6 protein-coding genes are annotated in these 5271 nt (G+C 70.4%); all 6 read left to right on the forward strand.

Features of this window, described 5'->3' with window-relative positions:
- Positions 1-649 (forward strand): hypothetical protein (locus tag E7Z54_RS22950; RefSeq protein WP_206056023.1); only part of this gene is annotated, 649 nt, incomplete at its 5' end.
- 96 nt (positions 650-745) lie between these two features.
- Complete coding sequence (locus E7Z54_RS05290) at positions 746-1684, forward strand: glutathione S-transferase family protein (RefSeq protein WP_136431964.1); 939 nt, start codon at positions 746-748, stop codon at positions 1682-1684.
- Between the two features lie 45 nt (positions 1685-1729).
- Positions 1730-2647, forward strand: coding sequence for a cation diffusion facilitator family transporter (locus E7Z54_RS05295; RefSeq protein WP_136431965.1), 918 nt, complete (start codon positions 1730-1732; stop codon positions 2645-2647).
- 145 nt (positions 2648-2792) lie between these two features.
- Positions 2793-3938, forward strand: a complete 1146-nt coding sequence (pdhA, locus tag E7Z54_RS05300; RefSeq protein WP_136431966.1) for a pyruvate dehydrogenase (acetyl-transferring) E1 component subunit alpha — start codon at positions 2793-2795, stop codon at positions 3936-3938.
- On the forward strand, positions 3935-4912 hold the full coding sequence (locus tag E7Z54_RS05305; protein ID WP_136431967.1) for an alpha-ketoacid dehydrogenase subunit beta: 978 nt from the start codon (positions 3935-3937) through the stop codon (positions 4910-4912). The genes pdhA and E7Z54_RS05305 overlap by 4 nt, the downstream gene beginning before the upstream one ends.
- 14 nt (positions 4913-4926) lie before the next feature.
- Positions 4927-5271 (forward strand): biotin/lipoyl-containing protein (locus E7Z54_RS05310; protein WP_346763532.1); only part of this gene is annotated, 345 nt, incomplete at its 3' end.

A 5271-nucleotide genomic window follows, 5' to 3' on the forward strand; every position in this document is an offset into this window, starting at 1 on the left:
GGGCGGCTATCCGCCGCAGGGTCCTGGTGGCTATCCGCCGCAGGGCCCCGGCGGCTATCCCGGCGGTGGCGGCTACCCGGGTGGCCCTGGTGGGTTCGGGGCTCCTCCGACCGGTGGTGGCGGGAGCAAGAAGGGCCTCATCATCGGCATCATCGCGGTGGTCGCCGTGCTCGTGCTGGTCGGTGCGGCGGTGCTGGCGTTCGCCCTGCTCGGCGACGACGACGACGTCAAGGGTGCGAAGGACGACCCGACCACGTCGGAGGCGACGACGGAGTCGCCGACCGAGTCCGACACCACCGAGACCACGGACTCCGGCGACGTTCCGACCGAATCGCCCACGATCACCTCGCAGGCGTTCCTCGACTCCCTGCTCGAGGGCAACTGCCTCGCCGTCGAGGGGCTCTCCACCCCGGAGTACTTCCAGCGCGAGTTCACCGACCAGGCGGGCTGCCAGGCGAACGCCGGCAACCTGGAGATGTCGAACGCCGAATACACCTTCGACGAGCCCCGGATCAGCGGGACCACAGCGGTCGTGACCGGCGACGTCTTCGCCCCCAACACCGGCAAGACGCTCGACTCCACGTGGAACCTCGTCGCCACTGACGGCGTCTGGCTCGTCGACGGCTTCGTCTACACCGAGGGCGGCTGAGCCCAGCCACGGCTATCCCGAGCCACGGGGCCTACCCCCGTGGCTCGACACATTCTGGCGGCGGCGAGTGGCCGCCGCCCTCCTAGGCTGATTTGTATGGCTGAGGCGAAGAAGGCGTACACGCGGGACATGAACTACGTCCCCGACCGGATCACCAGGGACGCCCGACGGCCCGAGCACGGACCGGTCGCCGGCGAGCTGTGGCCCGTGGAGCCGGGCCGCTACCGGCTCGTCGCCGCGGCGGCCTGCCCATGGGCGAACCGTTCGATCATCGTTCGCAAGCTGCTCGGTCTCGAGGACGTGATCTCGCTCGGCATGCCGGGGCCCGTTCACGACGAGCGCAGCTGGACCTTCGACCTCGACCCCGGCGGGCGCGACCCGGTGCTCGGCATCGAGCGGCTCCAGGAGGCCTACCTCAAGCGGCTCCCCGACTACTCCCGCGGCATCACCGTGCCCGCGATCGTCGAGGAGTCGACGGGGAAGCTCATCACCAACGACTTCCGGTGGATCACCCACGACCTCTTCCACGAGTGGAAGGAGTTCCACCGTGAGGATGCACCCGACCTCTGGCCCGTCCGTCTCCGCGAGGAGATGGACGAGGTGATGGAGCGGATCTTCACCGAGGTCAACAACGGTGTCTACCGCTGCGGCTTCGCCGGCTCCCAGGACGCGTACGACGAGGCGTACGACCGTCTCTTCACCGCTCTGGACTGGTTGGAGGAGCGCCTGACCGACCAGCGCTACCTGATGGGCGAGGCGATCACCGAGGCCGACGTGCGTCTGTTCACGACGCTGGCGCGGTTCGACGCGGTCTACCACGGCCACTTCAAGTGCAACCGGCAGACGCTCGCCGAGCTGCCCGCGCTGTGGGGCTACGCGCGCGACCTGTTCCAGACCCCGGGCTTCGGCGAGACGATCGACTTCGACCAGATCAAGCGGCACTACTACGTCGTGCACACCACCATCAACCCGACGCAGATCGTCCCCAAGGGCCCCGACCCCGGCGCCTGGCTGACGCCCAGCAACCGGGGCTGAACCGGCCTTCCGGCCGCGGCCTGCTCGGCTCGCTACGGTGGGTGGATGGGTGCGGGTCACGGGCACGGCCACGCCGCCGGCCGGGCGGAGGACCGGTCCCGGCTGCGCTGGGTGCTCGCCGTCACGGGCACGATCCTGGTGGTCGAGCTGGTCGGCGCCTGGACGACCGGTTCCCTGGCGCTGCTCGCCGACGCGGGTCACATGGCGACGGACGCGGGTGCCGTCGTGCTCGCCCTGGGTGCGTCGTACGTCGCGTCCCGTCCTGGAACCGGCCGCTCGACCTTCGGCTACCACCGCGTCGAGGTGATGGCGGCCTTCGTCAACGGCGTCGTGCTGCTCGGGGTCTGTGGCTACCTCGGCTACGCGGGCATCGCCCGGCTCGCCGCCCCCCAGGAGGTGGCGGGCGGGGCGATGGTGCTCTTCGCCCTCGTCGGCCTGGTGGCCAACGCGGTGTCGATGCTGATCCTCAGCCGCGCCGACAGCTCGTCGCTCAACATGCGCGGCGCGATCAACGAGGTCCTGGCCGACCTCCTCGGATCGGTCCTCGCGGTGGTCGCGGGCCTGGTGATCGTCGTGTGGGGATGGGAACGGGCCGACCCGGTCGCCTCCCTGCTCATCGCCGCGCTGGTCCTGCCGCGGGCGGTGCTGCTCATCCGAGACGCCGGCCGCGTGCTGCTGGAGCTCGCACCCGTCGACCTTGACCTCGACGAGGTGCGCCACCACCTGCTGCACGCGCCGGGTGTCGTGGACGTGCACGACCTGCACGCGTGGACCATCACGAGCGGCATGACGAGCCTCTCGGCCCATGTCTCGGTCACCGACGAGGTTCTGGCACAGGGTGTCGGTGGGGTGCTGGACGCGCTCGGCGACTGCGTCGCGGCGCACTTCGGTGTCGAGCATGCGACCTTCCAGGTTGAGCCGGTCGGACACCGCGACCACGAGCACCTGGGGGAGATGCACTGACTCGCAGCGCGGACGAGTATCGTGGCAGCGAGAATGTGGGCCGGCTCACAGTCACGCCACCCCTGTGATCGATCCGGACCACGCAGCGACCCCGACCCGTGCCGCGGAGACCCCGCCGGCGGCGGATGCAAGGAGTGGTGAGGTCATGACCGACCCTGTTTTCGGACCGGCCCCGGCAGCAGCCGACGACCCCGAGCTCGTGCAGCTCCTGACGCCGGAGGGGGAGCGGGTCCATCACGCGGAGTTCGACCTCGACTTCTCCGCGGATCAGCTGCGCGGCTTCTACCGCGACATGACGCTGGTTCGGCGGCTCGACATCGAGGCCACTGCCCTGCAGCGCCATGGTGAGCTCGGCCTCTGGGCGCAGCTGCTCGGCCAGGAGGCCGCGCAGATCGGTGCCGGTCGGGCGCTGGCTCCCCAGGACTTCGTCTTCCCGACCTACCGCGAGCACGGCGTCGCCTGGTGCCGCGGGGTCGACCCGGTCCGACTGCTCAGCCTGTTCCGTGGTGTCGGCCACGGTGACTGGGATCCCAACGAGCACAACTTCGCCCTCTACACGATCGTGATCGGCGCCCAGACGCTCCACGCCACCGGCTACGCCATGGGTGTCCAGCGCGACGGTGCCGTCGGCACCGGCGATCCGACCCGAGACACCGCCGTCGTCGCGCACTTCGGTGACGGAGCGTCCTCGCAGGGCGACGTCAACGAGGCGTTCGTGTTCGCGGCGTCGTACAACGCGCCCGTCGTGTTCTTCTGCCAGAACAACCAGTGGGCGATCTCCGAGCCGTTCGAGCGGCAGTCCCGGATCCCCCTCTACCGCCGGGCCCACGGCTTCGGCTTCCCCGGCGTGCGGGTCGACGGCAACGACGTGCTGGCGACGTACGCCGTGACGCAGGCCGCGCTCCAGCGCGCCCGTGACGGCCAGGGCCCGACCTTCGTCGAGGCCTACACGTACCGGATGGGCGCCCACACCACGACCGACGACCCCACCCGGTACCGGCTCAGCGAGGACGTCGAGCACTGGAAGCTCAAGGACCCGATCGCCCGGGTGGAGGTGTACCTGCGGCGCAACGGCCTCGTCGACGACGAGTTCCTGGCGGAGGTGGCGAACGAGGCCGACGAGCTCGGTGAGCGGATGCGGCGCGAGTGTCACGAGCTGCCGGATCCCACGCCGACCGGCATCTTCGACCTGGTGTACGCCGAGAAGCCGGCCGAGCTGGCCGCGCAGCAGGCGTCCTACGAGGCCTACCTCGCGTCCTTCTCCGACGAGGCCGAGGAGGTGTCGGCATGACCACCATGACCCTCGCGAAGGCGCTGAACTCCGGCCTGCGTCGTGCGATGGAGGACGACGGCAACGTGCTGGTGATGGGCGAGGACGTCGGCCGGCTCGGTGGCGTCTTCCGGATCACCGACGGCCTGCAGAAGGACTTCGGCGACGACCGTGTGATCGACACACCGCTCGCCGAGTCCGGCATCGTCGGTACGGCCGTCGGGCTCGCCATGCGCGGCTATCGCCCGGTGGTGGAGATCCAGTTCGACGGCTTCGTCTACCCCGCCTACGACCAGATCGTCTGCCAGGTCGCGAAGCTGCACTTCCGGAGCAAGGGCCGGGTCAAGGTGCCGCTCGTGATCCGGATCCCGTTCGGCGGGGGGATCGGCGCCGTGGAGCACCACAGCGAGTCGCCCGAGGCGCAGTTCGTGCACACCCCCGGACTGAAGGTCGTCGCCTGCTCCAACCCCGCCGACGCCTACGGGATGATCCAGCAGGCGATCGCCTCCGACGACCCGGTGATCTTCCTCGAGCCCAAGCGGCTCTACCACTCGGCCAAGGCCGACGTGGACGAGTCGGCCGAGCTGGGCCCCCTCTGGGAGTCACGGGTCGTGCGGCCCGGCACCGACGTGACCCTGGTCGGCTACGGCCCGACGGTCTCGACCTGTCTCGACGCTGCCGCCGTGGCTGGGGAGGAGGGCCGGTCGATCGAGGTGATCGACCTGCGGACCCTCTCGCCGCTCGACCTCGCACCCGTCCAGGAGTCCGTACGACGCACTGGACGGCTCGTCGTGGTCCACGAGGCCCACCTGACGCTCGGCGTCGGCGCCGAGATCGCAGCCCGGGTGACCGAGGAGTGCTTCCACTCGCTGGAGTCGCCGGTGCTGCGGGTCGGCGGCTTCGACACGCCGTACCCGCCCGCACGCATCGAGGAGGCGTACCTGCCCGACCTCGACCGGGTGCTGGACGCCGTCGACCGGACCTTCGGGTTCTGAGGAAGGAGCCGATCGTGACCACTGCATCCGAGTTCAAGCTCCCCGACGTGGGCGAGGGCCTCACCGAGGCCGAGATCGTCGCCTGGCGCGTCAAGGAGGGCGACGTCGTCGCCATCAACGACGTGATCGTCGAGATCGAGACCGCCAAGTCGATCGTCGAGCTGCCGTCGCCCTACGCCGGCGAGGTGCTCGCCCTCCTCGTCAAGGAGGGGGACACCGTCGAGGTCGGCACCCCGATCATCCGGATCGGCGAGCCGGGATCCGCAGCTGCGGCCGCGCCCGCGACCGTGCCCGCCGCCGCGCCGGCTGCCGCGCCGGCGGCGCCTGCACCCACCCGCGCCGAGCCGATCGACACCAAC

The organism is Nocardioides sp. (assembly GCF_004803405.1).
GTDB classification, from domain to species: domain Bacteria; phylum Actinomycetota; class Actinomycetes; order Propionibacteriales; family Nocardioidaceae; genus Nocardioides; species Nocardioides vastitatis.